General features: G+C 45.8%; 32 protein-coding genes, 2 pseudogenes and 2 riboswitches. Of the genes and pseudogenes, 23 read left to right on the top strand and 11 right to left on the bottom strand.

All coding sequences use genetic code 11. The features are described 5' to 3' along the window. From BLR88_RS16215 to putP, 3 genes are all read left to right on the top strand, one after another. Positions 1 to 1,121: aldehyde dehydrogenase family protein (locus BLR88_RS16215; protein WP_139185007.1), on the top strand; the 1,121-nt coding region annotated here is incomplete at its 5' end. 92 nt (positions 1,122 to 1,213) lie between these two features. Next, complete coding sequence (locus BLR88_RS16220) at positions 1,214 to 2,134, top strand: proline dehydrogenase family protein (RefSeq protein WP_057900234.1); 921 nt, start codon at positions 1,214 to 1,216, stop codon at positions 2,132 to 2,134. Between the two features lie 64 nt (positions 2,135 to 2,198). Next, on the top strand, positions 2,199 to 3,662 hold the full coding sequence (putP, locus tag BLR88_RS16225; RefSeq protein ID WP_057897810.1) for a sodium/proline symporter PutP: 1,464 nt from the start codon (positions 2,199 to 2,201) through the stop codon (positions 3,660 to 3,662). A 43-nt stretch (positions 3,663 to 3,705) separates the two neighbouring features. Here putP and BLR88_RS16230 read toward each other — a convergent pair whose 3' ends face one another. From BLR88_RS16230 to BLR88_RS16245, 4 genes are read right to left on the bottom strand one after another with little or no spacing between them, the layout of a single operon-like run. Continuing rightward, the gene (locus BLR88_RS16230) at positions 3,706 to 4,194 is read right to left on the bottom strand and encodes a hypothetical protein (RefSeq protein ID WP_057897811.1); all 489 of its coding nucleotides are present in this window, start codon (positions 4,192 to 4,194) and stop codon (positions 3,706 to 3,708) included. Positions 4,195 to 4,205: 11 nt separating this feature from the next. Continuing rightward, positions 4,206 to 4,628: a c-type cytochrome gene (locus BLR88_RS16235; RefSeq protein WP_057897812.1), complete on the bottom strand. Its 423-nt coding sequence runs from the start codon at positions 4,626 to 4,628 to the stop codon at positions 4,206 to 4,208. A 12-nt stretch (positions 4,629 to 4,640) separates the two neighbouring features. Then, positions 4,641 to 5,150 carry a cbb3-type cytochrome c oxidase subunit II gene (locus BLR88_RS16240; RefSeq protein WP_057897813.1) on the bottom strand — a complete coding sequence of 170 codons (510 nt, stop codon included), beginning with the start codon at positions 5,148 to 5,150 and terminating at the stop codon, positions 4,641 to 4,643. Positions 5,151 to 5,170: 20 nt separating this feature from the next. Continuing rightward, a complete protein-coding gene (locus BLR88_RS16245) occupies positions 5,171 to 6,568 on the bottom strand; it encodes a cbb3-type cytochrome c oxidase subunit I (protein ID WP_057897814.1) in 1,398 nt (465 codons plus the stop codon). Between the two features lie 211 nt (positions 6,569 to 6,779). On the opposite strand from BLR88_RS16245, the gene BLR88_RS16250 reads away from it, so the two are divergent. The 7 genes from BLR88_RS16250 to BLR88_RS16280 all read left to right on the top strand — a co-directional run bounded on the left by BLR88_RS16250 (position 6,780) and on the right by BLR88_RS16280 (position 14,312). Then, a complete protein-coding gene (locus BLR88_RS16250) occupies positions 6,780 to 7,373 on the top strand; it encodes a TetR/AcrR family transcriptional regulator (protein WP_057897815.1) in 594 nt (197 codons plus the stop codon). Between the two features lie 152 nt (positions 7,374 to 7,525). Then, complete coding sequence (locus tag BLR88_RS16255; protein ID WP_057897816.1) at positions 7,526 to 8,311, top strand: enoyl-CoA hydratase; 786 nt, start codon at positions 7,526 to 7,528, stop codon at positions 8,309 to 8,311. A gap of 86 nt (positions 8,312 to 8,397) precedes the next feature. Continuing rightward, positions 8,398 to 9,162 (top strand): electron transfer flavoprotein subunit beta/FixA family protein, encoded by a 765-nt coding sequence (locus BLR88_RS16260; RefSeq protein ID WP_057897817.1) that lies wholly within the window; start codon positions 8,398 to 8,400, stop codon positions 9,160 to 9,162. Between the two features lie 21 nt (positions 9,163 to 9,183). Continuing rightward, complete coding sequence (locus BLR88_RS16265; protein ID WP_057897818.1) at positions 9,184 to 10,155, top strand: electron transfer flavoprotein subunit alpha/FixB family protein; 972 nt, start codon at positions 9,184 to 9,186, stop codon at positions 10,153 to 10,155. Positions 10,156 to 10,400: 245 nt separating this feature from the next. Then, complete coding sequence (trxA, locus tag BLR88_RS16270) at positions 10,401 to 10,718, top strand: thioredoxin (RefSeq protein ID WP_057897819.1); 318 nt, start codon at positions 10,401 to 10,403, stop codon at positions 10,716 to 10,718. 124 nt (positions 10,719 to 10,842) lie between these two features. Continuing rightward, positions 10,843 to 12,633 carry an excinuclease ABC subunit UvrC gene (gene uvrC / locus BLR88_RS16275; RefSeq protein WP_057897820.1) on the top strand — a complete coding sequence of 597 codons (1,791 nt, stop codon included), beginning with the start codon at positions 10,843 to 10,845 and terminating at the stop codon, positions 12,631 to 12,633. 87 nt (positions 12,634 to 12,720) lie between these two features. Continuing rightward, positions 12,721 to 12,910: riboswitch (Lysine riboswitch) on the top strand. A 166-nt stretch (positions 12,911 to 13,076) separates the two neighbouring features. Beyond that, positions 13,077 to 14,312, top strand: a complete 1,236-nt coding sequence (locus tag BLR88_RS16280) for an aspartate kinase (RefSeq protein ID WP_091261213.1) — start codon at positions 13,077 to 13,079, stop codon at positions 14,310 to 14,312. Positions 14,313 to 14,413: 101 nt separating this feature from the next. Here BLR88_RS16280 and BLR88_RS16285 read toward each other — a convergent pair whose 3' ends face one another. Then, positions 14,414 to 14,986 (bottom strand): biotin transporter BioY, encoded by a 573-nt coding sequence (locus BLR88_RS16285; RefSeq protein WP_057897822.1) that lies wholly within the window; start codon positions 14,984 to 14,986, stop codon positions 14,414 to 14,416. Positions 14,987 to 15,141: 155 nt separating this feature from the next. Next, positions 15,142 to 15,253, top strand: a riboswitch (SAM riboswitch). Between the two features lie 112 nt (positions 15,254 to 15,365). Between BLR88_RS16285 and metX the strand changes: the two genes are divergently transcribed. From metX to BLR88_RS16325, 8 genes are all read left to right on the top strand, one after another. Then, positions 15,366 to 16,472 (top strand): homoserine O-acetyltransferase MetX, encoded by a 1,107-nt coding sequence (gene metX, locus BLR88_RS16290; RefSeq protein ID WP_057897823.1) that lies wholly within the window; start codon positions 15,366 to 15,368, stop codon positions 16,470 to 16,472. A gap of 305 nt (positions 16,473 to 16,777) precedes the next feature. Next, entirely contained in the window at positions 16,778 to 17,434 is a 657-nt protein-coding gene (locus BLR88_RS16295) for a succinate dehydrogenase cytochrome b558 subunit (RefSeq protein WP_057897824.1), read from the top strand. 11 nt (positions 17,435 to 17,445) lie between these two features. Continuing rightward, positions 17,446 to 19,218, top strand: coding sequence for a succinate dehydrogenase flavoprotein subunit (gene sdhA / locus BLR88_RS16300; protein ID WP_057897825.1), 1,773 nt, complete (start codon positions 17,446 to 17,448; stop codon positions 19,216 to 19,218). 25 nt (positions 19,219 to 19,243) lie between these two features. Continuing rightward, entirely contained in the window at positions 19,244 to 19,999 is a 756-nt protein-coding gene (sdhB, locus tag BLR88_RS16305) for a succinate dehydrogenase iron-sulfur subunit (protein WP_057897826.1), read from the top strand. 154 nt (positions 20,000 to 20,153) lie between these two features. Continuing rightward, the gene (gene bioB / locus BLR88_RS16310; protein ID WP_091261216.1) at positions 20,154 to 21,191 is read left to right on the top strand and encodes a biotin synthase BioB; all 1,038 of its coding nucleotides are present in this window, start codon (positions 20,154 to 20,156) and stop codon (positions 21,189 to 21,191) included. Positions 21,192 to 21,325: 134 nt separating this feature from the next. Next, the gene (locus BLR88_RS16315) at positions 21,326 to 21,802 is read left to right on the top strand and encodes an acyl-CoA thioesterase (protein ID WP_057897828.1); all 477 of its coding nucleotides are present in this window, start codon (positions 21,326 to 21,328) and stop codon (positions 21,800 to 21,802) included. Between the two features lie 5 nt (positions 21,803 to 21,807). Beyond that, the gene (locus BLR88_RS16320; RefSeq protein ID WP_057897829.1) at positions 21,808 to 22,233 is read left to right on the top strand and encodes a hypothetical protein; all 426 of its coding nucleotides are present in this window, start codon (positions 21,808 to 21,810) and stop codon (positions 22,231 to 22,233) included. Between the two features lie 184 nt (positions 22,234 to 22,417). Next, positions 22,418 to 22,579 (top strand): LuxR C-terminal-related transcriptional regulator, encoded by a 162-nt coding sequence (locus BLR88_RS16325; RefSeq protein WP_091261219.1) that lies wholly within the window; start codon positions 22,418 to 22,420, stop codon positions 22,577 to 22,579. Between the two features lie 218 nt (positions 22,580 to 22,797). On the opposite strand, the gene BLR88_RS16330 is transcribed toward BLR88_RS16325, so the two are convergent. The 5 genes and pseudogenes from BLR88_RS16330 to BLR88_RS16345 all read right to left on the bottom strand — a co-directional run. Continuing rightward, positions 22,798 to 23,361: a hypothetical protein gene (locus BLR88_RS16330; RefSeq protein WP_091261221.1), complete on the bottom strand. Its 564-nt coding sequence runs from the start codon at positions 23,359 to 23,361 to the stop codon at positions 22,798 to 22,800. A 14-nt stretch (positions 23,362 to 23,375) separates the two neighbouring features. After that, complete coding sequence (locus tag BLR88_RS16335; protein ID WP_091261223.1) at positions 23,376 to 23,789, bottom strand: ImmA/IrrE family metallo-endopeptidase; 414 nt, start codon at positions 23,787 to 23,789, stop codon at positions 23,376 to 23,378. Between the two features lie 93 nt (positions 23,790 to 23,882). Beyond that, positions 23,883 to 24,149 (bottom strand): hypothetical protein, encoded by a 267-nt coding sequence (locus tag BLR88_RS16340; protein WP_139185008.1) that lies wholly within the window; start codon positions 24,147 to 24,149, stop codon positions 23,883 to 23,885. A 33-nt stretch (positions 24,150 to 24,182) separates the two neighbouring features. After that, positions 24,183 to 24,290 (bottom strand): annotated as a pseudogene (locus BLR88_RS20610) (transcriptional regulator); the annotation flags it as partial. 99 nt (positions 24,291 to 24,389) lie between these two features. Next, positions 24,390 to 24,806: pseudogene (locus BLR88_RS16345) on the bottom strand (helix-turn-helix domain-containing protein); the annotation flags it as partial. A gap of 158 nt (positions 24,807 to 24,964) precedes the next feature. Here BLR88_RS16345 and BLR88_RS16350 point away from each other — a divergent pair. The 5 genes from BLR88_RS16350 to BLR88_RS19700 all read left to right on the top strand — a co-directional run bounded on the left by BLR88_RS16350 (position 24,965) and on the right by BLR88_RS19700 (position 26,415). Continuing rightward, complete coding sequence (locus BLR88_RS16350; protein ID WP_175493656.1) at positions 24,965 to 25,210, top strand: helix-turn-helix domain-containing protein; 246 nt, start codon at positions 24,965 to 24,967, stop codon at positions 25,208 to 25,210. A 97-nt stretch (positions 25,211 to 25,307) separates the two neighbouring features. Continuing rightward, a complete protein-coding gene (locus BLR88_RS19690; protein ID WP_175493657.1) occupies positions 25,308 to 25,454 on the top strand; it encodes a hypothetical protein in 147 nt (48 codons plus the stop codon). A 55-nt stretch (positions 25,455 to 25,509) separates the two neighbouring features. Further along, entirely contained in the window at positions 25,510 to 25,683 is a 174-nt protein-coding gene (locus BLR88_RS19695; protein ID WP_175493658.1) for a hypothetical protein, read from the top strand. Between the two features lie 76 nt (positions 25,684 to 25,759). Then, positions 25,760 to 26,275: a helix-turn-helix transcriptional regulator gene (locus tag BLR88_RS16355; RefSeq protein ID WP_254778350.1), complete on the top strand. Its 516-nt coding sequence runs from the start codon at positions 25,760 to 25,762 to the stop codon at positions 26,273 to 26,275. Beyond that, positions 26,272 to 26,415, top strand: coding sequence for a hypothetical protein (locus BLR88_RS19700; protein WP_175493659.1), 144 nt, complete (start codon positions 26,272 to 26,274; stop codon positions 26,413 to 26,415). The genes BLR88_RS16355 and BLR88_RS19700 overlap by 4 nt, the downstream gene beginning before the upstream one ends. A 193-nt stretch (positions 26,416 to 26,608) precedes the next feature. Here BLR88_RS19700 and BLR88_RS20435 read toward each other — a convergent pair whose 3' ends face one another. Continuing rightward, a complete protein-coding gene (locus tag BLR88_RS20435) occupies positions 26,609 to 26,743 on the bottom strand; it encodes a hypothetical protein (RefSeq protein WP_302846669.1) in 135 nt (44 codons plus the stop codon). Positions 26,744 to 26,784: the final 41 nt, after the last annotated feature.

The raw sequence follows: 26,784 nt of genomic DNA on the forward strand, positions 1-26,784 counted from the left end.
GCCGACAAATGATCGAACTGCAAGACCGTGGCCGTCAGACGCTCGTCCATCTTCCGGGCGAAGACAACCATCTGGACTACATTCCGCTTGGCGTTGGCTTTATTATTCCGCCGTGGAACTTTGCGCTGGCGATTGTGGTAGGAATGACAACGTCCGCGATTGTAACAGGAAATACCGTGATCCTGAAGCCGGCCAGCCAAACGCCTGTGATTGCTTATAAGTTTTATGAACTGCTGGTGGAAGCCGGTCTTCCGGCGGGCGTGGTCAACTTCCTGCCAGGCCGTCCGGAAGTGATTGGTGATTACCTGGTTGATCACCCGAAAACACGCTTCATTAGCTTTACGGGTTCTCGCGCGGTGGGCCTGCGCATTCATGAACGTTCGTCTAAAGTGAAGCCGGGTCAAATCTGGATGAAGCGCCTTGTTGCCGAAATGGGCGGAAAAGACGCCATCATCGTCGACAAAGACGCCGACCTGGAGCTGGCGGCACAAAACATTGTGGCGTCTGCATTTGGTTTTTCTGGCCAGAAGTGTTCCGCATGCTCGCGTGCGATTGTGCATGAGGATGTATATGAGACCGTGTTAAACCGTGTGGTGGAAATCACGAAAGGTCTGAAGGTGGGCGATGTCCGCGATGCATCCAATTACACGGGCCCGGTGATCGATGAGAAAGCGTTCAACAAAGTGATGGAATACGTGGAAATTGGCAAGCAAGAAGGCCGGCTGGTGCTGGGCGGCAAGCCGGCGGGGGATGAAGGGTACTTCATCGAGCCGACCATCTTCGCGGATGTGGCTCCGAACGCGCGGATCATGCAGGAAGAAATTTTCGGCCCGTTTGTGGCGTTCACAAAAGTGCGCGACTTCGACCATGCGCTGGAAGTGGCGAACAATACGGAATACGGTCTGACGGGTTCGGTGTTCACCCGCAACCGTGAACATATGGCGCGGGCGCGTGCTGAGTTCCATGTGGGCAACCTGTACATTAACCGTAAATGCACAGGCGCGATCGTTGGCGTGCATCCGTTCGGTGGCTTCAATATGTCCGGTACGGATTCCAAGGCGGGCGGCCCGGACTACCTGTTGCAGTTCACGCAGCCGAAGCTTATTTCTGAAGTGCTGTAACGGAATAGCAGAGAAGGTCTGGAGTGTCGCTTGACGCTCCAGGCTCCCTCAAAATTTCAAAGATGAAGAAAAAAGAAAGGAAGGAACACCTTATGGCTATAGTAGAAACAGCAATGAAAAATTTTTTCCTTTTTCTTTCACAAAATAAACCATTAAATCAGGCTGCTAAAAAATGGGGGTTGCGTTTTGGCGCTAGCCGTTTCGTAGCGGGTGAGACGATTCGTGAGGCGATTAATAAAGTGCGCGATTTAAACAATAAAGGCCTTGTATGTACGCTTGATCATCTGGGCGAATTTGTATTTAGCCGCGAAGAGGCAATTGAAGCAGCAGACTATTGTGTAAAAACGCTGGAAGCGATTCATGAAGCGGGCGTGGACAGCAACCTCTCATTGAAATTAACACAGATTGGTCTGGATATTGATCTAGATTTGTGCCGTCGCAATATGCACCGCATTTTGTACACAGCGAAGAAGTATGGCAATTTTGTCCGCATTGATATGGAAGATTACGGCCATTGCCAGCAAACATTGGATTTGCTAAAAGAGCTGCGTCAAGAGTATGATAATGTAGGTACGGTAATTCAAGCATATTTGTATCGTACAGAAAAAGATATCGAAGATTTGAAAGGGGTTTCATTGCGCCTCGTAAAAGGCGCGTATAAAGAATCGCCAGAGGTTGCTTATCCGGACAAAAAAGATGTCGATGAAAACTACAAAAAGATTATTAAGAAGCATCTGCTAAACGGCAGCTATACGGCGATTGCTTCCCATGACGACCAGATTATTTCGTACACGAAGCAACTGGTAAAAGAATATAACATTCCACGCGATCAGTTTGAGTTCCAAATGCTATATGGAATTCGCACGCAATCTCAGATTGAGCTTGCTCAGGAGGGATATAAAATGCGTGTGTATGTGCCGTATGGTAACGACTGGTATGGATACTTTATGCGCCGCCTGGCGGAACGTCCTGCAAACGTAGCTTTTGTGCTAAAAGGCATGGTTTCAAAATAATAGAAATAGAATAAAAGTAAAGGTGGCACATCCGTAAAAAATAATTACGACGGGGGGATCAACAATGGACAAGCAATTATTACTTTCTATTATTGTGTATATGGTAGGTATGTTGTGTATTGGTTATTACGCGTACAAGCGCACATCCAACCTGTCGGATTATATGCTTGGCGGAAGGAAGCTGGGGCCAGCGGTCACAGCGCTTTCCGCAGGCGCATCCGACATGAGCGGCTGGTTAATGATGGGACTTCCCGGTGCGATGTTCGCCCAGGGACTCAGCGCTTCCTGGATTGTTATCGGACTTACGCTTGGCGCGTATGTTAACTGGTTGTATGTGGCTCCCCGTTTACGCACGTATACGGAAATTGCTAACAACTCGATTACGATTCCAGAGTTTTTGGAAAACCGCTTCGATGACAAGTCAAACATGCTGCGCCTTGTATCAGGTCTTGTTATTATGATCTTTTTCACATTTTACGTATCTTCCGGTCTCGTATCAGGTGCGGTGCTTTTCCAGAACTCGTTTAATCTCGACTATCACGTCGGACTCTGGATTGTTGGCGGCGTTATAGTTGCCTATACGTTGTTTGGCGGTTTTCTTGCAGTTAGCTGGACCGACTTTGTGCAGGGGTTGATTATGTTTATCGCGTTGATTCTTGTGCCTGCCGTAACGATTTTCCATACAGGAGGCATAGGAAGCACGTTTTCTGAAATTCACTCCGTTGATCCGAAGCTGCTTGACTTATTTCAAGGAACGACGTTCCTCGGTATTGTTTCTTTATTCGCTTGGGGATTGGGCTACTTCGGTCAACCGCATATTATTGTCCGCTTTATGGCCATTTCTTCCGTAAAAGAAATGAAAAAAGCCAGAAGAATCGGAATGGGCTGGATGATTTTTTCCGTTGTCGGTGCCATGTTTACTGGATTTTTTGGAATCGCTTTCTATTCAAACAAGGGGTTGGAATTGAAAGACCCGGAAACCGTATTTATTCAACTTGGTCATATTTTGTTCCATCCGATTATTACAGGATTTTTGTTGGCGGCGATTCTTGCAGCTGTTATGAGCACGATCTCCTCTCAGCTTCTTGTAACATCCAGTTCGCTGACGGAGGATATTTATAAAACATTTTTCCGCCGTTCTGCAACGGACAAAGAACTTGTTTTCATTGGACGCTTGTCCGTGTTATTGGTCGCACTGATCGCTTTAGCGCTGTCGTACACGAAAAATAGCACGATTCTGGCACTTGTCGGTTATGCGTGGGCCGGGTTTGGTGCTTCGTTTGGTCCGGTAATTTTGCTAAGTCTGTATTGGAAGCGTATGAACAAGTGGGGGGCATTAGCCGGTATGATTGCAGGTGCTGCCACCGTAATTATCTGGACCCGTTTCCCGGAGCTTTCAAAAGCGCTGTATGAGATGATTCCGGGCTTTGCGGCAAGCCTGCTGGCTATTATCGTCGTTAGCCTGCTGACCGCAAAACCATCGGCAAAGCTAGAAGAACAATTTGAGCAATGCAGAAAATCGGCATGATGCATAAGCCTCCTTCTGCCTTTCGTCAGAAGGAGGCTATTTTTTAGTTCTCATTGACGGGCTCTTCGTGAATTTCAACCGCACCGTATTGCTCCAGCAGATGGGTAATCGGACCGCGTAATTCGGGTTTGCTTACTTGCGTAATAAGAATCACTTTTCCTTTATCAATGTGCGTATGGATTCGTTCCGATGTATATGTGTTAACCCCCATATCTGCCAACCCGCCGATCACTCCGCCAGACGCAGCGCCGGCCAGTAAAGAAAGAAGCGGGCCTGCCGCGATGACCGGACCGATGCCGGGAATAAAAAGGGAACCCATGCCAAAGGCAAGTCCGGCGGCTCCTCCAATAGAAGAGCCCCAGACAACGCCGTCCACTATAGGATCAGCGCTCGCGTCTCCAGTACTGGTCTCGGTATTATCCGTTTTTCTCAAAAACGAAATTTCATCTTTTTTTACGTATCCTTGCAGAGCATGAAAGGCACGTTCCGCCTCTTCTGGAAGGTTAAAAACAGCAATAATATGAGGTTTCACGTTGTTCCTCCTTACAGTGTGCGTAAATATTTTTCTACGGCTTTAATCTGTTCGCTATCCAATCCCTGATTGGGGAGGGACGGCATGGCTCCCCGCCCGTTTAATAACACTTCGGTTAGTTTTTCGCCGGGAAGGCGCTTTCCTACTCCCTCCAATCCAGGCCCAACGAGTCGTTCTTTCGTTAGATGATGACAACCGAGACAGTGTTGCTGGACAATGACTTTTCCATCCACAGGTTTGTTGCCAGCTGTATCTTCCGTGCGCTCGTTTACCGGTTGGGCCAGAACCGAATAACCAATCGCCCAGACGGCGAGCGCGATATACGTAAAGACGAGAAAGCGCGGTACCCGGGCATTCGCCATACGAATCCCCGCAACTTCTTCAAGAGGTTCTTGATTCGTCGTTTTCTTTTCTTCGTGGCGTTCTTCATCCATTGCTTCTACCTCCTAGCGTCCTTCTGTGGAAGGCGCTGGTTTTAGGCTCATTAGATAAGCGATTAAATCTTCGGTATCTTGATCAGACAGGTAATTGTAGCTCGGCATCGTGCTTCCAGGGAACACCTGACGCGGATTGCGCAGGTGGACACGGTGCCATTGTTCATTCCAACGTGTGCCTACCCATGTTAAATCTGACCCGGTACGCACGGTTCCCAGCAGGTGCGGGTAATCATGGTAGTAGTCTTCTGGCACGGATACAGGTCCGAGCGAAGAATCGGCTTTAACCGGCCGGACAAACTGGGTGTGGCAGACGTGACATCCTTCGCGGATATACACTTGCCTACCCCTGTACTCCGGAGAATGAATTGCATAATTTTTTATTTTGGCGTTGGCGTTTTCCCGTTGCATGACTTCATCGTAGAACGGGAGGATTACGGTGGCGACCACCCCGATAAAAAACAGGAGGGAGGCGCCGACAACAAAAGGTTTCATGGATCGTTCTTTGCTTTGTCCGCTCATCGCTTTTCTCCTTCCCTTTTTTAGGCGGTAGAGCTTGACTTTTCTTCAAGTGATAATAGTTGTCCATCTTTCAGCGAACGGCGCACATTATAAATGAAAATAAGCTGACCGGTAAACATAAGCGCTCCGCCGATTGTCCTCGCGATGGAAAAGGGTTGTAAGGAGATAACGACTTCAAGGAACGGAACACCATATTGTTTGCCTTCCGCCCAGGCAAACCCTTGCATGACACCTGCGGTCCACGTGGTAAATGCGAAAATGAGAAAGCCGATGACGGAAAGCCAGAAGTGCCAGTTCATGAGCGCCTGGCTGTAGATTTTGCGCCCTGTCAGCGTTGGTAGCGCATAATAGAATAACGCGAAGAGTACGAAAGAGAAGGCGGCAAACAGCGGCATATGGGCATGTCCGATAATCCAGTTTGTAAACTTTAGAATGGCGCTTGGTTGCATGAGTGATTGAAAAGGTCCCTGTAGACAGGTAATGAGATAGAAAATCGCACCGGTTACGACGAACTTTAACGGTACGTTTTCTGAGATTACATGCCACTTTCCTTTCATCGTTCCGAATACGTTTGCCAGCACTGTCCATACTGGAATAATAAGCAGTACGGACGGGACAACACCGGCTTTCATAAGCCAGGCTGGAATGGGACCATTTTGCAGATGATGCGGCCCGTTCCACACGTAGAAGGTGGCAATGGTCCAGAATCCGATCAGCGAGAGTTTGTGGCTGTAGAGCGGATTTTTGGATAGTAAAGGAAGCAGATAGTAGATAAAGCCAACTCCTACGGTCGTCAACCACAGTCCGATGATGTTATGGCCGTAAAACCAGCCGGCCAGCGCCTGCGGCACTCCCGAAATAAAGTAAGTCACAATGTTACCGATGATATAAAGGAACGGGAGCCAAATTAACGACCCCATAAAATACCAAAGGCTGACATACAATTGTTTTTCGTTTCTTTTGGCGATGGTTTTGAAGCAAGCGTAAGTGATGCCTGCGACCAACACAATGAGGAGCAGATCGAGCGGCCATACCGTTTCTGCATATTCGATGGTGGTTGTGTATCCCATGGAAAGAGTAATAATAGCCAATATCATGTATACATTCCATAGAATACCAAGAGAGCGCACGAAGCGCGGGTGTTCCAGCGATTTGCGCGTAAGTTGTGGAATAACGTAGAGTAGACCGGCCACATACGCCATCGACAGCCAACCGAAGATCAAGATATGCGTATGCACCGGACGGATGCGTCCATAGGAAAGATACTTTTGCAGGAATGCTCCCCAAACAAGAAAGTCTGGCCAGACGTATTTGATTGCCAGAATCAAGCCGATAATCATTCCGACAATCAGCCAGGCGAGTGAAGAATAGAAAAAGAAGCGAACCGCTTTATTCTCGTCACTTGTAATGGCTGCCATAACAATCTCCTTTCCGTAACAACAAGATGAAATCATGTTAAGTATTTCCTGAGCAAAGAAAAATATTCTGAGAAGAAGGAGAAAACAAGAAGATGTCAAAATATATATAAAAGCCATACATTTCCCCTCGATAAATATTGACAATGCTAATTTTTTTGAATAAACTAAACTCGAGTGAATGCTCATTCATCTTGGATTTGAGGGAAGCTATATGGCGAAGAAAACAGGAGAGAAATATCAGAATATTATTGAAGCTGCGGTAAAAGTCATTGCACAGCACGGCTACCACCAGGCGCAGGTATCGAAGATTGCGCGCGAAGCGTCCGTTGCCGATGGAACGATTTATCTGTATTTTGACAACAAAGCCGATGTGCTTGTTTCTTTATTTAAGGAAAAAATGGGCGCCTTTGTTCAGGCGACGCGCGAGCGTATTGAATTGCTGGAAAGAGCCGATGATCGCCTGCGGGAACTGATTTATATGCATCTTTGGCAAATGTCGCAAAATCGCGACTGGGCCATTGTAACCCAAATTGAACTGCGCCAGTCCGATCCTGTGGTACGGGCTGGAATTAATCAGGCGCTTAAGGAATACCTAAAACTTATTGATGAAGTGATTTTTCTTGGCAAGGAACAGGGAGTATTTCGGGAAAATGTGGAGCATCGGGTAGCGCGCAAGATGATCTTTGGCACGCTGGATGAAGCGGTTACGTCTTGGGTAATGAACGACAGGAAATATAACCTTGTATCACTTGTTGAGCCGATTCACAACTTATTTATTAACGGATTAAAAGTAGAAAAACAGTGAAATGATACAAAGCAGCCGAATGGCTTATTTTACGAAAGATTATTATAATTCATGAATAAGTGAATGTATAGAAAAATAACGAATGATGGAGTGGTTCAGCAACATTTTGCTATACCATAATTTACACATGGATGATGGAGGGAGAGAAACAGATGGAGTTTACGAATGTAAAGCTTGAAGTGGCGAACAGGGTAGCCTATATCAGCATCGATGTACCTCCTGCAAACACGTTAAGCTCCGCCACGCTCTCAGGATTGAGTGATGCCTTTCATTATGCCGGGAACAACGAGGAAATAAAAGTTGTCGTTGTAACCGGAGCAGGGAAGTTTTTTGTCGCTGGAGCCGACATTAAAGAATTTACAGGCGCCTTTGATAATCCGGAAAAAGCGGAGCAAATGGCGCGCACAGGCCAAAGGCTATTTGACCGTATTGAAAATTTTCAAAAGCCTGTCATTGCGGCCATTAACGGTGCCGCTCTGGGCGGAGGTCTTGAGCTTGCAATGGCCTGCCACATGCGATTTGCTGCCGAAGATGCTAAGCTTGGCTTACCCGAGTTAAATCTTGGATTGATTCCGGGATTCGGCGGAACACAAAGGTTGGCGCGTCTGACCAACAAAGCGAAGGCGTTAGAATTGATTTTGACGAGCCAATTTATCGACGGGAAAGAAGCTGAGCGCATAGGCTTGGTAAATCGCGCGGTTCCGCTTGCTTCATTGATGGATGAAGTGAAGAAATTCGCTGAGTTTATCGCGCTACAGAAAAGCGCCATTTCTATCCGTGCCGCGCTTACAGCGGTTACATACGGTCTTTGCACCGGACCGGAGAGCGGCATGGAGAAAGAAGCTAAGTTATTTGGTGAACTGTTTGTTTCCGATGACATGAAAGAGGGTGTAAATGCCTTCATCGAAAAGCGTAAAGCCCAGTTCACCGACAAATAATTATACATTACCTGTTCGTGCGTCTGCTAAAAAAGGTAGAACGCTGAACCTTCTCTATATATTATTGGAGCCGAAGGAGGATATATATGAACATTATTGTATGCTTGAAGCAAACGTTTGACACAGAAGAAAAAATCGTGTTGGAAAGCGGAAAAATCAGCGAAGATGGCGTGGAATTCATCATCAATCCGTACGATGAGTACGCGGTGGAAGAAGCGATTAAGCTGCGCGATGAGCACGGCGGAGAGATTACCGTTGTAACGGTGGGGCCGGAACGTGCGGAGAGCGCGTTGCGCACGGCGCTGGCAATGGGCGCAGACAAAGCGGTTATTGTTGATGACCAAGGTCTTGAACTTGATGAATATAGTGTAGCGAAAATCCTTGCGGCTGTAATTAAAGAGCGCGAGTATGACATTATTCTCGGCGGCAATATGGCGGTTGATAACGGCTCCGGCCAGGTGGGCCCGCGTCTTGCCGAAGAGCTTGGCATTCCTCAGGTGACGACGATTACGAAGCTGGACATTGATGGCGGAAAAGCAACCATTGAACGCGATGTGGAAGGGGACATGGAGGTTATCGAAGTATCGCTGCCGGTGCTTGTCACAGCACAACAGGGGTTAAACGAACCGCGGTATCCTTCACTGCCCGGCATTATGAAAGCGAAGAAAAAACCGATGGAGCGTTTAACGGTGGATGATTTAAACATTGACGGTGATGTGAGCGCGAAAACGTCCGTAACGGAAACATTCCTGCCGCCGAAGAAAGAAGCGGGACGAGTCTTAAACGGGGATATTCAGGATCAAGTAAAAGAATTGGTGGCTCTTCTGCGCAACGAAGCGAAAGTAATCTAAAGGGTTGAGGGAGGACGAGCGATTATGAAAAAAGTACTTGTATTGGCAGAAGCGAAAGATAGGAGCTTGCGTAATGTCTCATTTGAAGCGCTGACAGCGGCACAGCGCGTTTCCGAAGGCGGGGAAATCGTGGCGGCCGCTTTCGGTAGCGACGCGGTTAATTACGTGGGAGAGTTAAGCAAATATGGCGCGAACAAAGTGTATGTGGTTAGTAACAAAGAGCTTGACACGTATACGACAGACGCTTATTTTCAGGCATTGCGTCAGGTGATTGATGCAGTACAGCCAGAAGTAATTTTGATGCCGCATACGGCAATCGGCAAAGATCTTGCGCCGCGCATCGCCGCACGCTTGGGTCTTGGTCTCGTATCTGATGTGATCGACATCCAAGTGGAAGACGGTGAAGTGATTTTTACGCGTCCGATTTACGCGGGTAAGGCATTTGAGAAAAAGAAAGTGGTATCTGGCATTCTGTTCGCAACTGTGCGTCCGAATAACATCCCGGCGGAAGAAACTGGCGGGACGGCAGAAGTTGTAGATTTCAACGTGGAAATTAAAGATCTGCGTACCATTGTAAAAGAAGTCGTTCGCAAAACTGTGGGTGGCGTGGATTTGGCCGAAGCAAAAGTAGTGGTATCCGGTGGCCGCGGCGTCAAATCATCGGAAGGTTTTAAGCCGCTTCAGGAACTAGCAGAAGTGCTGGGTGGCGCAGTAGGCGCGTCCCGTGGTGCATGCGATGCCGGCTATTGCGACTATTCTCTGCAAATCGGGCAGACAGGAAAAGTTGTTACACCTGATCTGTATATTGCAGCGGGTATCTCTGGCGCGATTCAACACCTAGCTGGTATGTCTAACTCCAAAGTTATCGTAGCGATTAACAAAGACCCGGAAGCACCAATTTTCCAGGTAGCCGACTATGGTATCGTAGGCGATCTGTTCGAAGTTGTTCCGCTTCTTACCGAAGAGTTCAAAAAAGTTCTTGTTCAAAATTAAACGGATAACGCGACAAAACAGGCAGGGTCATTTTTGTCCCTGCCTGTTTTGTCGTTTGTGCCTTTGCTTTGGCAGGTTGCGGCGCTGGACAAAAAATCAACGAAGCGGAGATCTTGTGGCAGTTTCGCAAGTGGATATTTTAAAGTAAAAGTGATATACTGTTACTGGTATATCTCAGCAATATACCGAAAGTAAATGGACAGGTACGTTAGTTACGATAATGAGATATAAGGAGGACATTATATATGGCAATCGTAAATGTAACAGATAATACTTTCCAAAGCGAAGTAGAAAGCGGCGGTACTGTATTGGTTGACTTCTGGGCTCCGTGGTGCGGCCCTTGCAAAATGATTGCGCCTGTTCTCGAAGAACTTGATAACGAGATCGGCGGTAAAGTGAAAATCGCAAAAGTAAATGTCGATGAAAATCCTGAATCCGCGCAACGTTTTGGTGTGATGAGTATCCCAACCCTTCTTCTCGTAAAAGACGGCCAAGTTGTTGATAAAATCATCGGCTTCCAGCCGAAAGAAAGCTTGCTTGACGCAATCAATAAGCACCTGTAAGATCATAAATCCCCCGGCTTATCTGTTATAGCCGGGGGATTTATGATCTGAAAGGCCGTGGTTCGCCGGATGTTACCAGAACCTGCGATATTTATGATAACATAACAATCAGGAGGGGACTGCTATGAATACGCTGAAAGAAAAACTAAGTCTCTTGCCTGATAAGCCCGGTTGTTACTTAATGAAAAACGCAGCGGGCGAAGTGATCTACGTCGGCAAGGCTAAGATATTAAAAAACCGTGTCCGTTCTTACTTTACGGGTAGTCATGACGGAAAAACGCAGCGTCTTGTACAGGAGATTGCTGATTTTGAATATATTGTGACTTCATCGCCGGTGGAGGCGCTTCTTCTGGAATGCAACCTGATTAAACAGCATAATCCGCGTTATAATGTATTGCTAAAAGATGATAAAACGTATCCTTATATTAAGATTACGAACGAAGAACACCCTCGTCTTGAAATCACACGCAGGGTAGTGAAAGATGGCGCTAGATATTTCGGGCCGTATGCAAATGTCGGAGCCGCGCAGGAAACGAAGAAGCTGCTTGACCGGTTGTATCCGTTGCGCAAATGCAAGCATATTCCCAAAAGCGTATGCCTGTATTACCATATGGGCCAGTGCCTCGCTCCCTGTGAATATGAAGTAGACCCACAACAATATGAGGAAATGAGCGAACAAATTGCCCGCTTTTTGAACGGCAATTATAGGGAAGTTAAGCAGAAGCTGACAGAGCAAATGGAAGAAGCAGCAGAAAAGCTTGAATTCGAGCGTGCTAAGGAACTGCGCGATCAGATTCAGTACATTGAAGCGATTATGGAGAAGCAAAAAGTTACGTTTAGCGATAACGTGGATCGGGACGCTTGGGGTTACTACGCGGATAAAGGCTGGATGAGTGTACAGGTATTCCACATTCGTCAGGGGAAAATGATTGAGCGTAATGTGGCCTCATTTCCTTATTACGGGGAAGAATATGAAGATTTCATTTCTTATGTAGCGCAGTTTTATTTTCAGGAGCATATGCGCCCAAAAGAAGTATTGTTTCCAATAAGCAAAGGCACAGACGGATTAGAGGAGATGCTCGGCTCCAGGCTGCTTACACCGCAACGTGGCCCCAAGAAGCAATTAGTAGACATGGCGACGGAGAACGCCCGCATCGCCTTGGAGGAAAAATTTGCGCTCATGGCGCGCGATGAAGCAAGAACGGTGCAGGCGGTACAGAAACTTGGCGAATTGCTTGGCATCGGATATCCAAAACGTATTGAAGCGTTTGACAATTCGAACATTCAGGGTATCGATCCTGTTTCGGCGATGGTTGTGTTCACAGATGGCAAACCGGACAAGAAGGAATACCGTAAGTATAAAGTGAAAACCGTGGCTGGTCCAGACGATTATGCGACAATGAAAGAAGTGATCCGGCGTCGTTACACCCGCGTGCTAAAAGAAGGTCTGCCATTGCCTAATTTAGTCGTTATCGACGGAGGAAAGGGCCAGATTGCGGCTGCGGTCGATGTGCTGGAAAACGAACTGGGCCTTTATATTCCGGTGTGTGGCCTAGCAAAAGACGAAAGGCATCGCACCGCACAGCTTCTTGTAGGGGACCCACCGATTCCGGTCGACTTGAAGAGAGATAGCAACGAATTTTATTTGCTACAGCGCATTCAGGACGAAGTGCATCGGTTCGCAGTTACGTTCCATCGCAATACGCGCGGCAAAACGATGTTCCAATCTAGGCTTGACGAGATTCCGGGTGTGGGTGAGAAACGCAAAAAGTTGCTGCTGAAACATTTCGGTTCCATCAAGCGTATGCGTGAAGCAACGGTGGATGAATATCGCAACATTGGCATAGGTGATAAGCTTGCCCGTCAGATTTTGCAACATTTGCGTGAAGAGGAAACGACGGTTGCACCCGAGTGAAAAAGAAGAAAAAAGGTTGTTCTTCTGGACGACGTGTGTTACTATGTATGTAAATTAAATATTCAAACAATAACGCCTCACTTTAAAAGGTGAGGTAGAGGCGCGAAAACCATGAGTATCCTGCTGGAGGAACGAGAATCCAGTGAAGGCAGGGGAAAGGGGAATTCGCCGAAATGGCAGGTTGGATCTCGCCGCCTGCTGTTGGGCCTGCATTGAATAAGTGCAGGACTGTCACCGGATGATCATCCCGGATGTTCGGTGGAGCACTATCTCGCAGGGGGAAAAGGGAGTGAGCGTTAGCTGTTATTTATGCGAGACACAGACAACAGCTAAGGCACGTGCCTTTCTGTTGTCTTTTTTATTTTTCAAGCGGCGTGGTCACGCCTGAACTTCTCAGCGTGCGAGATAAACAGAGAAAGAATGCTTATAGGAGGACGCGAGAGATGAGTCTTATAGTACAGAAATACGGCGGCACATCCGTCGGCACGATTGAGCGTATTCAGGCGGTGGCCCGCCGCATTTTAGCGACTTGCCGAGCCGGGCATCAGGTTGTCGTTGTTGTCTCGGCGATGGGAAAGTCAACGGATATGCTGGTGGACATGGCAAAACAAGTTATAGATCATCCGAGTCCCCGTGAGATGGATATGCTGCTTACGACAGGGGAGCAAGTATCGACTGCTCTGGTGACGATGGCATTGCATGCTCAGGGCTGGGATGCGGTATCCATGACTGGATGGCAGGCTGGTATTTCCACAGAAGAAGTGCATACAAAGGCGCGGATTACTGAAATCGATCCAGCGCCTATTCAGCAGGCGCTTGGGCAGGGTAAAGTCGTTATCGTTGCCGGGTTTCAGGGCATTTCTGAGAGCGGACAGATCACCACGCTCGGACGCGGTGGTTCGGATACGACAGCGGTAGCGCTTGCAGCTGTGCTGAAAGCGGATAGGTGCGAAATTTACACGGATGTTGACGGAGTGTATACCGCAGACCCGCGCATTGTGTCTTCCGCTCGTAAATTGGCCCGCATTTCTTATGATGAAATGTTGGAGTTGGCAACGCTTGGTGCGGGGGTGCTTCATCCGAGGGCGGTGGAATGTGCAAAGCAGCATCAAGTGTGCCTTACTGTACGTTCAAGCTTTAGTGAAGAGGAAGGAACCATTATCGAGGAGGAAGCAGATATGGAACAAGGGCTTGTCATTAGCGGAGTTGCTTACGATAAAAATGTAGCTAAAATAACTGTAGTCGATATGCCGGCAAAGGTAGATACGCTGTCAAACTTGTTTGCAGTACTGGCAGCTGAACATGTTAATGTTGATATCATTGTCCAAAGTTCGTATGAAGCGGAGACCACAAATGTCTCGTTTTCCGTAAGCGGAGATGAAGTTAAGAAAACGTTAGATGTATTGCATAAGCAACGGGATACGTTGCAGTTCGGTTATGTGGTGGCAGAAAAGGAACTGGCTAAAGTATCGATTGTAGGCGCTGGCATGATTACGAATCCAGGGGTAGCAGCGAGAATGTTTACATGCCTTGCTGAAGCCGGAGTAGAGGTTAAAATGGTTTCGACTTCTGAAATTAAGGTCTCATGCGTAGTACCGCTCGAAGACATGGAAAAAGCAGTGTGCAATCTGCATACTGTGTTTGGCTTGGATACGAAGGAAAAAGCTGTTGTTTATTAAGTGTTTGCTGGTGGCTGGTCAGTGAATCAGCAAGTGAATGTTGTGCAGCAATCGCTGCAATAAGAAAAGCTCGCGGGCGCACCCGCGAGCTTTTTACACGTTTAGGCGACAATTTTTTCGTTGTTTAGCGAATTTGGAAGCAGTCCTGCGAGCGCAAGGCGCCGGCGAACTTGAATACCGATGTAAGAAGCAAGGATGATTTTGATTAAGTCAGGCAGAATGAATGTTATGTCTATCCCGATTGCTTTATCCCATGTCATGCTGCCCACTAATTTAAGTTGTATAACGCCTGCAACGTGGATAATGGCAAGGCCTACTATATTTACAATGAACGCTTTCATGAAAGTTAGCTTTCCACGGTCTATCATTGTCCCCATAACAAAGGCGGAAACGATATAGCCGATGAGATACCCGCCGGTTGGTCCGACTAGAACGGGAAGACCTGCGTTAAATTTAGCGAAAACCGGTACGCCGATGGCTCCAACCAAAATATAAAGCAGAATAGCTAATGTACCGTACCGTCGCCCCAGAATCACCACAGTCAACGCGACGGCGAAATTTTGCATTGTAAACGGCACCGGCGGCAAGAAGGTAATTGAAATTTGGGCGCATACGGCGATAATTGCGCAAAATAAAGCCGAAAGAATCATCATTTTTAAACTTGTTTTTCCCATCTGTGCTCTCCTTAAATATGAGATAATTTGTTAACATTTTTTATAAATAAGTTTACAAATTTGATTAAGATGTTGTCAATATTGACATTAGTCAGTAAAAATCTTAGTATTGAACTAACCTAACCTAAAATTAAAGATGGAATCATACGAAAGTGCTCTTATCAAGAGAGGTGGAGGGACTGGCCCGATGAAACCCGGCAACCCCGCATATGCTTGCGGACAAGGTGCTAATTCCAGCAGAGCGGTATGCGCTCTGAAAGATAAGGGGAGGTAATATGCGACACAAGCGCCTCTTCCTTATTGGAAGTGGCGTTTTTTATATGATAGACAAATGCGACGCTTGAAAAAACAGAGGAAGAGAAGAAAGGAGTGAAGGCGCATGCAGCAAAAGATGGTGATTGACGAGATTACGCTGGAGTGTGGAGAAACGTTAAAACAGGTGGAAATCGCGTATGAAGCGTGCGGAATATTAAATAAGGATAAAACGAATGCTATTCTTGTATGCCACGCGCTGACCGGAGATGCGCGCGCCGTTGGAGACGAGAAAACACCGGGATGGTGGGAAGGCTTAATCGGCCCTGGGCGCTATATCGATACGAATCAATATTTCGTCGTCACCTCTAACGTGCTGGGCGGATGTGCAGGGACGACCGGCCCAGCTTCTGTGAACCCGGAGACGGGACAGCCGTATGGCGCTGATTTTCCGGTTGTAACGATACGAGATATGGTGAAGCTTCAGTATTTAATGGTACGAAAACTGGGTATCAATAAACTGCTAGCAATTATCGGTGGCTCAATGGGGGGGATGCAAGTATATGAATGGGCGGTCATGTATCCAGAGATGGCCCATTTGATTATTCCCATTGCGACCTCCACACGGCTGTCCGCTGTTGCTATCGCTTATAACGATGTAGGACGGCAAGCGATCCTTTGCGATCCGGAATGGAAAAACGGAAATTATTACCCTGGAAAAGGTCCTGTGAACGGTTTATCCATCGCGCGAATGCTTGGTATGATTACGTACCGCACCGCAGAATTGTTTGAATACCGTTTCGGTCGACGTTTAAAAGATGAGCGCGATGTTACCCATTTTGATTCGACATTTAATATTGAAAGCTACCTGCGCTATCAAGGACAAAAACTGGTTAACCGCTTTGATGCGAATAGTTATCTTTACCTGTTGAAAGCGATGGATTCGCATGATATCGGCCGCGGGCGGGGGGGCATTGAGGCGGCCCTTGAACGGATTCAGGCCCGCGTATTGTCAATCGCTATCTCTAACGATTTGCTGTATCCGGCCGATCATCAGGAAGAAGTGGTGAAAATGCTTCGTGCGGCCGGAAAAGAAGTGGAATATCATTTCGTCGAATCTATATACGGACATGATGGGTTTCTTGTCGAATTTGTGAAGATCGGGCCGCTTGTAGAACAATTTATTGAAAAATATTATTCCAGCACTTTTACACAGTCTGCCGCGCCCCGATAAATGCGGAGTGGTTATCGGGTAATTTCGACAATTTGTCTACCGCTTTCCTTGACGGTACCCCCTACTAGGAGTAAAATGAATTTGTCACAAAGTCTTCATTTATTGCTTAAGGCTTCCTCAGGAAGCTTTTCTTCATGTAAAGTAGAGCGGGTAAGGGGGGAATTATAGAAAGAGAAGTGTAGTGGTAGGGGTTCTAGGATAGTTCGGATGTTGGAGAGAGAGTGGCTGGTGCAGAATGATTTTGTGAAAAAGGTGTCAAATTAGAAAAAACTGAGTGGATCCTTTTGAAAGGGGGAATTTGTGAAATGGCAACGACGAATCACCGCCATTTTTTTAACCGTAAACTCCATTCCCTTTTAGGGGTTGTACCGATTGGCGGTTTCTTATTCGTTCATTTATTAACGAACTACTATGCGACACGCGGTGAATCCGCTTTTCTTGAACGTGTAGAGATTATGGAAGGACTTCCTTTCCTCGCGCTCATTGAAATTCTCTTCATTTTCTTGCCTATTCTGTATCACGGTATTTATGGCCTTTATATTGCTTTCCAAGCTAAAAACAATGTAGGTAACTATGGTTATTTCCGCAACGTAATGTTTATGCTACAGCGTGTAACCGGTGTTATCACGCTTATTTTCATTACATGGCATGTTTGGGAAACAAAAATGCAAATGGTGCTTGGCAGGGTTGAAGCCACCGGTTTGTTTACCCTGATGAATGAAATTTTGGCTAATCCGGTTATGTTGGCATTCTATATTGTCGGTCTTCTGTCCGCAACATTCCACTTCGCGAACGGTTTGTGGAGTTTTGCAGTAAGCTGGGGCATTACGGTTGGGCCGCGCGCGCAGCGTATCTCCACTTACGTAACAATGGTTGTGTTCGTGTTTATGTCTGCTATGGGATTAATGGCTCTGTTTGCTTTCGCGAATCCCGTTGATGTAGCACAAGCGATCCAGAAATAGGGGGTTAGAGCATGAATAAAGGTAAAATTATCGTAGTTGGCGGCGGTCTCGCGGGTTTGATGTCAACCATTAAAGCTTCCGAAGCCGGCTATTCGGTTGAGCTGTTTTCTCTGGTTCCTGTAAAACGCTCTCACTCTGTTTGTGCACAGGGCGGTATTAACGGAGCAGTAAATACAAAAGGTGAAGGCGATTCCCCGTGGATTCACTTTGACGATACGATTTACGGTGGCGACTTCCTTGCGAATCAGCCTCCAGTAAAGGCGATGTGTGAAGCGGCACCTGGTATCATTTATATGTTTGACCGCATGGGTGTTATGTTTAACCGTACGTCGGAAGGTCTTATTGATTTCCGTCGTTTTGGTGGTACGCAGCATCACCGTACAGCATTTGCAGGTGCGACAACCGGTCAGCAGCTTCTGTATGCGTTGGATGAGCAAGTGCGTCGCTGGGAAGTGAACGGCCTTGTTACGAAATATGAAGGCTGGGAATTCCTCTCCATCGTTCAGGATGACGAAGGCATATGCCGCGGTATCGTGGCACAGAACCTCCGCTCCATGGAGATTAAAGCATTCAGAGCCGATGCGGTTATCCTTGCGACAGGTGGCCCTGGCATCATCTTCGGTAAATCTACAAACTCTATTATCAATACAGGTACGGCTGCTTCTGCTGTTTATCAGCAGGGTGCAACATATGCGAACGGCGAGTTCATTCAGATTCACCCGACCGCAATCCCGGGAGACGATAAGCTACGTCTGATGTCCGAATCTGCCCGTGGTGAAGGTGGACGTGTCTGGACTTATAAAGATGGTAAGCCTTGGTATTTCCTTGAAGAAAAATATCCGGCTTATGGTAACCTGGTGCCTCGTGACATCGCAACACGCGAAATCTTCCATGTTTGTGTTGATCTGAAGCTCGGCATCAACGGCGAGAACATGGTATATCTTGATCTGTCCCACAAAGATCCGCATGAGCTGGATGTTAAGCTAGGGGGAATCATCGAGATTTACGAGAAGTTCGTTGGTGATGATCCGCGTAAAGTTCCGATGAAAATTTTCCCTGCTGTTCACTATTCCATGGGCGGTCTGTGGGTTGATTACAACCAGATGACCAACATTCCGGGGCTGTTTGCCGCAGGTGAGTGTGATTATTCACAGCATGGTGCAAACCGTCTGGGTGCAAACTCGCTTCTGTCAGCGGTATACGGCGGTATGGTGGCAGGGCCGAAGGCGATCGAATATATCAAAGGCCTAGACAAGTCCTCTGAAGACGTATCCTCCACTTTCTTCGATGCTCAGCTGAAGAAAGAGCAGGAGAAGTACGATCGCATTACAAGCATGACAAGCGGTACGGAGAACGCATATCTGCTGCATAGAGAACTCGGCGAGTGGATGACCGACAACGTAACGGTTGTTCGTTACAATGACAAATTGAAGAAGACGGACGAGAAAATTCAGGAGCTTATGGAGCGCTATCAAAACATTAATATTAACGATACATCAAAGTGGAGCAATACAGGCGCTTCTTTCACTCGTCAGCTGTGGAATATGCTTGTGCTTGCCCGTGTAATTACAATCGGTGCGCTTATGCGTAACGAAAGTCGTGGCGCTCATTATAAGCCGGAATTCCCAGAACGCGACGATGAGAACTTCTTGAAGACAACAATGGCGAACTTCGATCCGGAGACAAAAGCTCCGAAGATTTCGTATGAAGATGTTGATATTTCTCTCATTAAGCCTCGTAAACGCGACTACTCGAAGAAGAGCACGGTGGCTGAGAAGAAGTAGCTCATTAAAAGAGAGGTGAAATAAAATGGCCGAACAACAAAAAACGATTCATTTGATTATTACTCGTCAGGATGGTCCTGATGGAACTCCATATAAACAAGAATTCAAAATCCCTTACCGTCCGAATATGAACATCATTAGCTGTCTGATGGAAATTCAGCGCAATCCTGTAACGGTGGACGGTAAAAAAGTAGCTCCGGTTGTTTGGGAGATGAACTGTCTGGAAGAGGTTTGCGGCGCATGCTCTATGGTCATTAACGGAAAACCTCGTCAATCTTGTACAGCGCTCGTTGACAAATTGGAACAGCCGATTCGTCTTGAACCGATGAGAACATTCCCGGTAATGCGTGATTTAGCGGTAGACCGAAGCCGCATGTTCGACGCGTTGAAACGGGTAAAAGCGTGGATTCCGATCGATGGTACGCATGATCTCGGACCTGGCCCGCGTATGCCGGAAGTGGATCGCCAATGGGCATATGAGCTCTCTCGCTGCATGACTTGTGGCGTGTGCTTGGAGGCTTGCCCGAACGTAAACGATAAGTCTCCGTTTATTGGCGCGTTTGCCATTTCCCAGGTTCGATTGTTCAATGAACATCCGACCGGTAAAATGAACAAAGAAGAGCGTCTGGAAGCCCTGATGGGCGAAGGTGGAATTACGGATTGCGGTAATTCCCAAAACTGCGTGCAATCCTGCCCGAAAGGCATTCCGCTCACAACATCAATTGCGGCAATGAACCGCGCCACGACGCTATATTCTATCAAGAACTTCTTCCGCAACTAATGGATGGAGAAAATTCAGCGGCACCCTATCATCAAAGATAGGGTGCTATTTTGTTATCTATCATAACTTGTTTGGTTGACATATTAAACAATTTCTCTTTATAATTAGTGTTAACTAATAATTAAAATTAAGTTGACAATAAAGAGGAGGAGCCATGCTGACACCTGTATTAGATACGAAGCCGAAGACGGATTGGATTGCGTTGGCGGAGGAAGTACTGGCAGGGAAAGAATTGACAAAAGAAGAAGCGCTCGGCATTCTGCATGCGCCGGACACGGAAGTATTGTCATTGCTTCAGGGGGCGTACCGTATCCGCAGCCATTATTACGGCAATAAAGTAAAGTTGAATATGATTATTAACGCTAAGAGTGGGCTGTGCCCGGAAGATTGTGGGTACTGTTCCCAATCAATTGTATCAAACGCACCAATCGAAAAATATCCGCAATTATCCAAAGATGTATTGGTAGATGGTGCACGAAAGGCGAAAGAAGCGAAAGCGGGTACATATTGCATCGTGATGAGCGGACGCCGTCCGACCGACAAGGAAGTGGATAATGTAATCCAGGCCGTGCGGGAGATTAAAGAACAGCATAATATGAAAATTTGTGCTTGTCTTGGGCTTATTACTCCAGAGCAAGCGAGGAGATTGAAGGAAGCAGGTGTCGACCGCTTTAATCACAATATTAACACAGCGGCGAGTCACCATGCCAATATTACGTCGACACATACATATGATGATCGAATCAACACCATTAATGCGGTGAAGGAAGTGGGCATGTCTCCTTGTTCGGGTGTGATTATTGGTATGGGTGAAACAGACGAGGAAATCGTCGATATGGCGAACGCGCTTCGCGAATTAAATGCCGATTCTATACCAGTAAACTTTTTGAACGCTATTCCGGGTACTCCTCTGGGAAACATGCCGAAAATCGGCGCTTTAAAATGCTTGAAAGTGCTGGCGCTTTTCCGTTATATTAATCCGACAAAAGAAATACGCATTTCTGGTGGACGGGAAGTAAATCTGCGCCATTTGCAACCGATGGGATTGTACGCCGCAAACTCCATTTTTGTCGGCGACTATTTAACGACAGATGGTCAGAAAACGCAGTTGGATCATGAGATGATTGAAGATCTTGGTTTTGAAATTGAAGAATGCGCCTTTGACAGCGAACCGCCGGTTTTAACCAAATAGGCATTATCAAAAGCTTCTCCATGTCGGGGAAGCTTTTTTATCGTATAAGAGTTGCCTTCTTCTATGGTAGAATATTTTGCTAAAATATATAAAAGAATAAAAACAACGCCAATTAAACGCAGGGAGTGGAGAAGATGGCAAGAGCAGAATACATACAGCCTAACTTGGAGGAATGGCTTGCGAAATTTCACTTTAAGACTAAAGTCCACATCCGATTTTGTGAAACCGATATGTCAGGACATGTAAATAATACAAGCCACTTGATTTATTTTGAGCAGGGCAGGGTAGAATACTTTGACAACATGGGATTTGGTGAGATGATACTGCACGAAAAGGCGGAACTTATGGTAGTTGTCGCTGATATTACCTGCCATTACCACAGTGAAGCTTTTTTTCGGGAAACGTTAGAGATGGGCGTGCGCGTAGCGCGCATGGGGAATCGTTCACTCGACTTAGAATATTATTTAATGGCGGAAAATGAGAAACGGTTGGTCGCGACCGGGCGTGGGACAATTGTTCTGGTAAATAAGAAAACGAGAAAAAGTTTCCCGATTCCACAGGCGGCCCGTGAGAAAATTGTCGCCTTCGAGCAAATGGAGATGAGTGGTTAACAAGCATGTTTTTTCATGGAATTCCATTCCGTTATTTGCGCCTGCAATATCCTGTATTGTCTCCGCGGCAAAGTGCGGGTCAGAAAACGGCGGTACAACTCTCGGATCGGCAGCATCTTATTGAACAGTTTGGGCTGGAACCGATCCATTTGCTTGAATACTGGCGGAACGAATACACGTTACAGGATTGTCTTAGAGCCTGTTTTGCGTTCGGAGATGTAGTGTTGGCTTTCCAGGAACTTCCGCTTCCCATATGGCAATTAAGCAGACATGAAGTGGGAGTTTCCGCGCTGTCGCTGCATAGGACGCGATGGATATTCATTTTGCAACCCGAATACAGCGAAGAATTGCGAACCATGTTTCCGAAAGTACCGATTTTTGTGTTACATTATGAAAATGGAAAGTTTCGTTCATTTTCTAAGAGAAAATAATTACCGTGTAGACAGGGAATTTTTTTCATTCGGTAATGAACGAAAGAAACATGAGACGAATATAATGTGTCGCAGGCCCAAAATTCCTGTTTCCCCGAACCAGCTATCTTCCCGGGTCATAAAATATGGTGACTGTATCCCTAGCCTTGCACTTGAGAGCCCAGGCCAAGGAGGGGTAGCACTTTTGAGTAACGAACAGAAAGCAAAGCCGTTGTTGACGAACCGGGAACGAGAGGTATTTGAACTACTTGTGTTAGACAAGACGACAAAAGAAATTGCACAGCAGTTGTTCATTAGCGAAAAGACTGTACGAAATCATATTAGTAATCAAATGCGTACCTTTTGAAAAAACATGTATGAGGGTAATAGCCCTCTTTATTTTTGTGGATAAGTTAATCAGATATTATCTCCGAAAAAGCGGATATATACTGTGAAAAATGTGAATAATCCTGTGAATTGTGGACAAACAGAAAAAGCCCCAAAGGGCTATATACCAAGCAACTGCTTCTTCTTCGCTTGGAACTCTGATGCTATGAAAAAGAAGAGCCCAGGGAGGGCGTCTTTTTATTTTTGGTTAGCTATGCTTATGATTTCGTTAGAAAGATTTTTTAAACTTTCCCCTTGTTCTTGTAGTCTTTTCGCAAGTTCAGGAATGTCATTTATGTTATAGTTATCAATAGCGGTATAGAGAGCTTGTTCAATGTTTTTTGTTTCGTTTAAAGTCTTTATAAGACGTTCATTTACACTATGAAATTTTGATGGTGTCGTGAAATTAGATGAATATCTTGTATCAATTTCGGTAAATGCTGAGTCGAAATTTGAATTAAGCAGTTCTGATTTAATGGGTTCTCCCCATAACTTAAATTCTTTAGCGTTTTTAGGGATATTGTTAAAATCGTACTGGGATATATTAGCGACATTATCAGTTATCGTTATTAAGTTATCTACAACAATTTGTACATAACTCGCTTCTGCTTCAGGCGAATTTATCTCCTCTCCGCTATAAAATCCTTCACTTCTTATCTCATTTTGTTGTTCTTGTAGTTGATTTTCGTTAATGAAATAGATAACAGCAATCAATAAAACGAGACCAATAATCCACCAGTTTTTTCGGATAAGATACCCCATCATTCTTCCCCTTTTTATATTTTCCCTATAATCTCTTTCGGAATGCCGTGTCTAGCATAAAATTGCTCTATCGTTTCGCCTTCTATCATTTCTGCGTTATGCGTTAATAGCATAACAGCAAAATGATTTGCTTCACGCTCATACCTTCCTGGCTGAAAGAGAGTGTGCTCCTCAATGAAGAAATAGCCTAATGCACGGTGTAAGAAACGGTGTCCTAACTCATGTGCACAAGTGAATCGTTGAATAATATAGTTATGATTTTGATTAAGTACAATAAAGCTTTGTTTGTTCACCCTTTTATATAGCCCAAATACATTTGCGGGCAGGTCGCAATATCGAACATGCACCTTCACATAATCAGCTAGTTCGAACGGACATATCGTATTGTATTTTTTGACTAATTTTTTAACCTGCTGTTCAATGTCCATATGAAAACCTCGCCAGAAATGTTTTATTTTTCAATAGAAAAAGTGTAAAGAAAAACGACTTCCTACAAAGGAAAGGGGAGTCGCTTCTGGCTGTTAATTATCTTGTTGTTCTAAATGATCTAGGCGGGATTTTATTTCTAAGATTTCTCGTTCGGTTCGGCCAGCTCGGATATCGGACACATCACGATCACGCTGACGTTCCTGGCGAACAGCGGCAAGTTCACCATGGAGTTTATGAACATCAAGTGACAATCCTTCCATCTGTGCTTTTAGTTCCTCTTGTCCATCACGAAGCGCACGAATGATCTGATTTGTTTCTTGTAATTCCTCTTTGATAACTGAACGTATAAGTTCAGCCAACTTCTTTTCGTCCATTTCTATAACTCTCCCTTTTTATTTTTTCTTGCGCTTATTCATTTGTTTAGATTCCCAGAACAAACCGATGAGTACGTTTTCGATTTTTTGTTTGTCCTCATCAGTAAGAGGAACGCCGTGAAACATGACGTTTTCATTATTAAGGAATTCGGTCAGTTCCTTCGGTTTTGGTGTGTGCGGACTTCGACCTTGTGGATCGTCTACAAATCCTCCAAGGTAGTCAGGTGTAACATCAAGTAAGTCGGCCAGCTTGTACAGTGTACTAACGCCTGGAAGCTTGTCTGGGTTATACATAAGTTTATGTATGTATTCCGGTTTTACGCCGCAAGCTTCGGCTGCTGTCTCTTCTGAAATTTCTTTTGTTTCTAATCCTTGCTTTAAACGAAAAGAAAATAGTTTTAGGTCGGGTTGAAACCCTTGATTTTCCACTTTGAAATCATCAGTTATTCCCGTGATGAAATCAGTAGTAGTTTCATAATAGACAGCGAATCTGGCGAGTGTTTCTGGGTCTGGCCGTCTCTCGTCATTTTCGTAACGGGAAACAGTATTCGCATTTTTGAAGTGCATATCTTTTGCGACTTCTTGCTGCGTCTTCTTTTTTTGCTGGCGCAACCACTTTAAACGCTGCCCTACCGTTTTCATATTTAACTCCTTTAATGTGTAATTAATAAAAATATATCCCAACTTACCAATTAGGTAAATTTTTTATACCAAAATGGGAAAAATATATTGACTTATACCTTTTCGGTATGTATATTAAAGACAAGGATACCGATTTGGTACAAAGAGAGGTGAGAATCATGAAAAAGTTAGATTTGCAAAAAATAAGAAATCGTCGCGAAGAATTGCGTATTACTCAAGAAGAAATGGCGAGATTTCTTGGGTATAAAACAGCTACTGGTTACAGTTATATAGAAAACGGAAGATGTAAAATCGACCCTGATAAATTGCCTTTACTGTCTAAGAAACTTCAATTCAAAAATATAGAAGAGCTTTATTCTGCTTATGAAAATACCAAAATGGTACAAAAAACTAACTCTGCTTAATTTTTTTACCCACTTCGATTACCAAAACCAACCTCAGTTGGAAATAGGGTAGTCCATCTGTCCAACACACATACGATACTACACGGAGGTGGTGAGCTTGAAAAGGCAACGAAAAAGCAATCTAAAACTCGGTAAGGAAACCTACGGTGAAAGAGACATTTACGAAGCCTATGCTGAAGCATTAAGCGGCTACTTCGTAGTTGTTCCTAAGCCCGAAGAGAAGCCAATTAGCAAGAGCTCCTAAATAGGAGCTTCTTTATAGGACAAACTTTGAAAATTGAATAAAAGGAGGACACCGCATGAATCACCAAGTCGAAGCTCTCAAACGCGAGAGCGAAGAAATCAACCGCGGCATCGACCGGGCTTTTGCACAACGCACGCCTGAACAGAAGCAACAGGAGCTGACGCGACTGGTCGAAGCGGCCCACCGATTGCTCGGACAAGCTCAACAGATGAAAGGTGGTGAATCGTAACCACTCTATAGGACAAGCATAGCATGCAGAAGCGTGACAAAAAATTCCGTATCAGTCACAGAAAGGAGCGATGAGTATGGCGCTTGGGGAGCGCTTGAAAGAAGCCCGAGACGCCGCGGAAATGACGCAGCTAGAGTTTGGTTTTGAGATCAACATGAGTCGGTCGGCGATTGGAATGATTGAGATTGATAAAAGGAAATTGCCACGGGAAGTTACCAAAAAAGCTGTAGAGGTTCTGGACGATGGATTTTTTGCGATGGCGGCGGCTGAGGAAGCGGTTGGATACTCTTGGGTACCGAAATTGGATGGTGAAAATGTAGACCTTCATAGGGCCAGCGTGACAATGAAGACACAAGAAGAGTTACACGAGGCATTAGAAGCTATCAGACGTGTATGTGTGGCGAATCATCCAAGAAGCATGGACAAGTATAGTCGCGCTGAGTTGAAAGAATCGCTATTACAAGTAGTTGACGCCATCGTAGCACTAAGTACATATGCTGCGGTGATATGTCGGGAATACGGTCTTAGCTGGGTAAAACTCTGGCGAGACCATCGGAAAAAGCTCAAAGAAAGGGGATATGTAAAAGCATGAGAGTAAAAGTAGCTATTTGGCGCGGATTGACAAAAGAGGAGCGTTTGCAAGTTTTGATAGTTGCAGCAGCTTTTCAAAAAGCGATCTGGAATCAAAGAAAAGAAAAAGCTGCCGAGTGCGGGAACACTGCGACAGCTTGAAACTCATCAAATGCTTACACAAATCATAACACACGTTCGCGTGTACGGCAAGCTTTCGGGCTTGCTGTAGGGGCCGGGAATTCCACCTCCTAATCACATCTTTTCTCTCTGCCTGGCTCCTACAGCACTTCCGAAAGGAGGGATGGGCTATGAAGTAAAGACATAAGCCCTCTGTCTTCCAACCTTTACTATCTTACAGGGCGATGCCCTGACTTTTTGGCCCGATGGGACAAGCCGGTTCGACTCCGGCACGGGTCGCCACAACAAGAATTACATAGGCGCAGCCATCGGGGCTGTACAGCCAGCGTAGGGGTAGGGGCGCTGGCACGAAAGGGGGTGAGAATATGACGAACTTAGACAGGTTTTCTC

The sequence above is a fragment of the Aneurinibacillus thermoaerophilus genome, assembly GCF_900099925.1.
Classification (GTDB): domain Bacteria; phylum Bacillota; class Bacilli; order Aneurinibacillales; family Aneurinibacillaceae; genus Aneurinibacillus; species Aneurinibacillus thermoaerophilus.

Bases quoted from the DNA above. Each gene is read 5' to 3' on its own strand.
- BLR88_RS16220 (WP_057900234.1), top strand. From the start codon at position 1,214: ATGGCTATAGTAGAAACAGCAATGAAAAATTTTTTCCTTTTTCTTTCA.
- putP (WP_057897810.1), top strand. From the start codon at position 2,199: ATGGACAAGCAATTATTACTTTCTATTATTGTGTATATGGTAGGTATG.
- BLR88_RS16235 (WP_057897812.1), bottom strand. From the start codon at position 4,628: ATGGATGAAGAACGCCACGAAGAAAAGAAAACGACGAATCAAGAACCT.
- BLR88_RS16240 (WP_057897813.1), bottom strand. From the start codon at position 5,150: ATGAGCGGACAAAGCAAAGAACGATCCATGAAACCTTTTGTTGTCGGC.
- BLR88_RS16245 (WP_057897814.1), bottom strand. From the start codon at position 6,568: ATGGCAGCCATTACAAGTGACGAGAATAAAGCGGTTCGCTTCTTTTTC.
- BLR88_RS16250 (WP_057897815.1), top strand. From the start codon at position 6,780: ATGGCGAAGAAAACAGGAGAGAAATATCAGAATATTATTGAAGCTGCG.
- BLR88_RS16255 (WP_057897816.1), top strand. From the start codon at position 7,526: ATGGAGTTTACGAATGTAAAGCTTGAAGTGGCGAACAGGGTAGCCTAT.
- BLR88_RS16260 (WP_057897817.1), top strand. From the start codon at position 8,398: ATGAACATTATTGTATGCTTGAAGCAAACGTTTGACACAGAAGAAAAA.
- trxA (WP_057897819.1), top strand. From the start codon at position 10,401: ATGGCAATCGTAAATGTAACAGATAATACTTTCCAAAGCGAAGTAGAA.
- uvrC (WP_057897820.1), top strand. From the start codon at position 10,843: ATGAATACGCTGAAAGAAAAACTAAGTCTCTTGCCTGATAAGCCCGGT.
- BLR88_RS16280 (WP_091261213.1), top strand. From the start codon at position 13,077: ATGAGTCTTATAGTACAGAAATACGGCGGCACATCCGTCGGCACGATT.
- BLR88_RS16285 (WP_057897822.1), bottom strand. From the start codon at position 14,986: ATGGGAAAAACAAGTTTAAAAATGATGATTCTTTCGGCTTTATTTTGC.
- metX (WP_057897823.1), top strand. From the start codon at position 15,366: ATGCAGCAAAAGATGGTGATTGACGAGATTACGCTGGAGTGTGGAGAA.
- BLR88_RS16295 (WP_057897824.1), top strand. From the start codon at position 16,778: ATGGCAACGACGAATCACCGCCATTTTTTTAACCGTAAACTCCATTCC.
- sdhA (WP_057897825.1), top strand. From the start codon at position 17,446: ATGAATAAAGGTAAAATTATCGTAGTTGGCGGCGGTCTCGCGGGTTTG.
- sdhB (WP_057897826.1), top strand. From the start codon at position 19,244: ATGGCCGAACAACAAAAAACGATTCATTTGATTATTACTCGTCAGGAT.
- bioB (WP_091261216.1), top strand. From the start codon at position 20,154: ATGCTGACACCTGTATTAGATACGAAGCCGAAGACGGATTGGATTGCG.
- BLR88_RS16315 (WP_057897828.1), top strand. From the start codon at position 21,326: ATGGCAAGAGCAGAATACATACAGCCTAACTTGGAGGAATGGCTTGCG.
- BLR88_RS16320 (WP_057897829.1), top strand. From the start codon at position 21,808: ATGTTTTTTCATGGAATTCCATTCCGTTATTTGCGCCTGCAATATCCT.
- BLR88_RS16330 (WP_091261221.1), bottom strand. From the start codon at position 23,361: ATGGGGTATCTTATCCGAAAAAACTGGTGGATTATTGGTCTCGTTTTA.
- BLR88_RS16335 (WP_091261223.1), bottom strand. From the start codon at position 23,789: ATGGACATTGAACAGCAGGTTAAAAAATTAGTCAAAAAATACAATACG.
- BLR88_RS16350 (WP_175493656.1), top strand. From the start codon at position 24,965: ATGAAAAAGTTAGATTTGCAAAAAATAAGAAATCGTCGCGAAGAATTG.
- BLR88_RS19695 (WP_175493658.1), top strand. From the start codon at position 25,510: ATGAATCACCAAGTCGAAGCTCTCAAACGCGAGAGCGAAGAAATCAAC.
- BLR88_RS16355 (WP_254778350.1), top strand. From the start codon at position 25,760: ATGGCGCTTGGGGAGCGCTTGAAAGAAGCCCGAGACGCCGCGGAAATG.
- BLR88_RS19700 (WP_175493659.1), top strand. From the start codon at position 26,272: ATGAGAGTAAAAGTAGCTATTTGGCGCGGATTGACAAAAGAGGAGCGT.